Source organism: Bacillus hominis, assembly GCF_018332515.1.
Taxonomy (GTDB): Bacteria; Bacillota; Bacilli; order Bacillales; family Bacillaceae_G; genus Bacillus_A; species Bacillus_A hominis.
On the sequence record NZ_BOQD01000432.1, the window covers coordinates 1 to 3151 of the forward strand.

At 32.5% G+C, this 3151-nt stretch carries 4 protein-coding genes and 2 pseudogenes; 4 read left to right on the top strand and 2 right to left on the bottom strand.

Going from position 1 to position 3151, the window contains the following annotated elements; translation table 11 throughout:
* Window positions 1-178 precede the first annotated feature (178 nt).
* Window positions 179-838 carry a protein kinase family protein gene (locus KI356_RS26085; RefSeq protein ID WP_128280579.1) on the top strand — a complete coding sequence of 220 codons (660 nt, stop codon included), beginning with the start codon at window positions 179-181 and terminating at the stop codon, window positions 836-838.
* A gap of 322 nt (window positions 839-1160) precedes the next feature.
* Here KI356_RS26085 and KI356_RS26090 read toward each other — a convergent pair whose 3' ends face one another.
* Window positions 1161-1724 carry a GNAT family N-acetyltransferase gene (locus KI356_RS26090; protein ID WP_212936894.1) on the bottom strand — a complete coding sequence of 188 codons (564 nt, stop codon included), beginning with the start codon at window positions 1722-1724 and terminating at the stop codon, window positions 1161-1163.
* Between the two features lie 162 nt (window positions 1725-1886).
* Window positions 1887-2036, bottom strand: a complete 150-nt coding sequence (locus tag KI356_RS26095) for a hypothetical protein (protein WP_212936895.1) — start codon at window positions 2034-2036, stop codon at window positions 1887-1889.
* Between the two features lie 215 nt (window positions 2037-2251).
* Here KI356_RS26095 and KI356_RS26100 point away from each other — a divergent pair, with 215 nt between their 5' ends.
* The 3 genes and pseudogenes from KI356_RS26100 to KI356_RS26110 all read left to right on the top strand — a co-directional run.
* Window positions 2252-2452 carry a hypothetical protein gene (locus KI356_RS26100; RefSeq protein WP_128280577.1) on the top strand — a complete coding sequence of 67 codons (201 nt, stop codon included), beginning with the start codon at window positions 2252-2254 and terminating at the stop codon, window positions 2450-2452.
* 168 nt (window positions 2453-2620) lie between these two features.
* Window positions 2621-2976, top strand: a pseudogene (locus tag KI356_RS26105) (MerR family DNA-binding protein).
* A gap of 29 nt (window positions 2977-3005) precedes the next feature.
* Window positions 3006-3151: pseudogene (locus tag KI356_RS26110) on the top strand (putative iron-sulfur cluster-binding metallochaperone); the annotation flags it as partial.

Below are 3151 nucleotides of genomic sequence, written 5' to 3' on the forward strand. Positions count from 1 at the left end.
TATATTTGCGTAGAATATCCATTTTAAGGTTTTGAAGTACCCCTAAATGAAAATTTTATTTCTCTAAAGTTAGTTACTTAGTGAAGTCTGCTCATTTTTTTCGTATTAGGGAAAAATGTACTTTTTAACTTGATGGGTATGGGGTAGTACACCTTTTAGCAAAACCGGAGTGGGAATGATGAGTATAAATAGTTTTGTGGGATTGATAAAGGACGAATTATTAAAAGAGGTAAGCATAAGAAGTGAGGATGAATTCGAGCCCGTAGTAGTTAAAGATATTCCTAGACTTTGGAAGTGTTTAGGGACAGGTAATTATGCCGCAGTATTTATGCACAAAGAATACAAAGATTGGGTAGTGAAAGTTTACGCGCGAGAAGGAGAAGGAATTGAAAAAGAGTCAGAAGTATACCGAAGAATCGGAAATCATCCTTCTTATTCGAAGCTTATATATAAAGGAGAGAATTTCATAGTATTGAAACGTTTAAAAGAGATTACCTTATATGATGCTATTCATAAGGGGATTAAAATTCCTAAGCAGGTAATCCTTGATATCAATGAAGCTATAGAGTATGCAAGGGAGCAAGGATTAACTCCTTGTGATGTTCACGGGAAAAATGTGATGATGGAAAACGGAAGGGGATATGTAGTCGATGTATCTGATTTCTTAAAAACAAAAGAAGATAGCAAGTGGAGAGACCTAGAAAAGGCATATTTTACATTTTACTTGCCTTTCATTTATAAATGGCCTTTCCCTGTTAAAATACCGTATTTCATGTTAAACATTGTTAGACATTCATATAGAAAATATAAGAAGCTTAAAAAGAAATTCATAGTGTAAAAGGACCACATACTTATCTTTAGATTAAATAAGTGAACCACTAGTAAACAAAAGGACCGTACATTTTAGATATGTCTAATATGTACGGTCCTAATTTTATAACTTCATAAAGTAATTTATTTATAAAATGATTGTAACATTTGTATATAATACTGACATTATTACTATGAGAAGTAAATCTTCTTGTTTTAATAGAATATACCATTTCAGTACATTACATTTTAAACATATTGATGTACTATAGTTCCAAACAAATCACAATAACGGATTAGAAGGGGAATAAACTATGTACACAGACTCAATTGAGTATTAAAATTTCAATTTAATTTATCTTGGCATAGATGCAGGTATCAGTTAGTTTTTTACCGTCAGCTGAAAGATCTTCATTACGTAATATCCCTTCAAGCTCAAAACCTAGTTTTTCAGGGATCATACGACTTTTAGTGTTATTAGATTCACATCGTATTTCAATCCTTCTAAATTTGAGTAACTGAAATCCAAGGTTGGTTAACTCACTTACTGCTTCTGTCATATATCCATTGCCACTAAATTGCGTGTTAATCCAGTATCCAATTTCACATTTAGAAATCTTCCAATTAATTCCGTGAAGGCTAGCAGTTCCGATAAAATCATTAGTACCCTTATGATAGATAAGATAGCGAAAGCTTTCTCTTTTCAAAAAATCTATATGGGCATTTCTCAGGATAATTTCCGTTTCTTCAACAGTAGGAATTGACTGGAATAAAAGCAACCATCGTTTTAACTCACTAATTGAATCCTTAATAGCTTGGTGTACGACATTCCCGTCACCAGCTTGAAGTGGTGCCCGAAGAATTAGTCTGTCTGTTTCTATTTGTAACGGAACATCTAATAAAATAGAATTCATATCATTTCTCCTCTCGAAAACTTTAAATTATGACAGAATGAAACTTATATAATAAAAAAACTTTCACCTCAAAGAAATAATTCTTGAGGACGAGAGTTGCAATTTCGTGGTACCACCTCAGTTTGTTGATATGTCACCATATCAACCTCTTCGGGTACGTTACTATAATAAATAAATTAAAAAATACCCTATCTCACTAACAGGAGATCCCGTCACAGCATCACTATAAGTTATTATAGAACCGTGCGAAGCCCCTACTCTTTCTTCATTAAGAACTTGATATGTAGCAATACAGTAAAGCTTATCTCCCATAAAGGGACCTCCCAAAAATTAGTAAACAATAAATATATATTCAATTAATCACTTAGAAATCCCTTTTCACGTATTGAAAACTAAACTGCCAGTTGGTACAAAAAATGGCTATGTTTTGTTAGGTTGATGGCGATGGGGTATCACCACACGACTAGCCAGCACTCACACCCAAAAACAGGAGGGAATGATAAAATGTAGTTTAAGGAGGGGGAAGAATGAAAAATGTACATAGATGGTTAAATTATTTTGGTTTTATATGTGTGTGCATGTCTAGCTTCGGTTTTGTTTCTCGTTGGATTTTTCGTGATGTGATTGCACTCAATCAATTACTTGTTTTGAGTATAGGAATTATTATTTTAATAACAGCATTTTTTGTAAAACGTTGTAGTAAAGAGTTACGTAGTGATAAAGGTTAATCGCTCTAAATGTAGTTTTAGAATTTCGCAATCGGACCATATTGTTGAATAAGGCTTATTGAATAATGACAGTTTATTTTAAGAAAGTAGATCGATAATATAGTAAATAATACTTTCCTTGACCCTGTACTATGGTACAGGGTTTATACTTTATATGAGGTGAGATAGATGCAATATTTTATTGGAGAACTGGCTGAAAAGTGTGGCGTTAACACGGAGACCATTCGATACAAATGGTCGATCGTTTGAATTTCATAAAACGGACGCAGGAATTGGGGTTTACCTTAAATGAAATTGACAAATTGCTAGGGGTTGTCGATCGCAATGAAGCAAAGTGCGGTGACATATATGATTTCACTGTTCTTAAATTAGAGGACATCCAACGTAAAATTCAAGACCTAAAAAAAATTAAACAAATGTTGATAGACCATAAAGAAAGATGTCCCGAAAACAAAGATATTTACGAATGCCCTATTATTGAAACTTTAATAGATTCAGAAAAGAAAGCAGAAGAATATTTATAAAAATAATAAATTGTAAAGGTGGAAGAATAATGGAAGATTGTTGTAGTAACCTTAAAGAAATAAAAATTGAAAATAATGGTCATTGTCCAACATGTGAAAATAAAGCTAAGAATGTAAAGTTGATTACACTAAAATCATTGCTTAAACCATCTGCATTAGAAACATTAAATGCTAA

Excerpts from the sequence above, each read along its gene's own strand:
- KI356_RS26085 (WP_128280579.1), top strand. The coding sequence starts at position 179 with ATGAGTATAAATAGTTTTGTGGGATTGATAAAGGACGAATTATTAAAA.
- KI356_RS26090 (WP_212936894.1), bottom strand. The coding sequence starts at position 1,724 with ATGAATTCTATTTTATTAGATGTTCCGTTACAAATAGAAACAGACAGA.
- KI356_RS26095 (WP_212936895.1), bottom strand. The coding sequence starts at position 2,036 with ATGGGAGATAAGCTTTACTGTATTGCTACATATCAAGTTCTTAATGAA.
- KI356_RS26100 (WP_128280577.1), top strand. The coding sequence starts at position 2,252 with ATGAAAAATGTACATAGATGGTTAAATTATTTTGGTTTTATATGTGTG.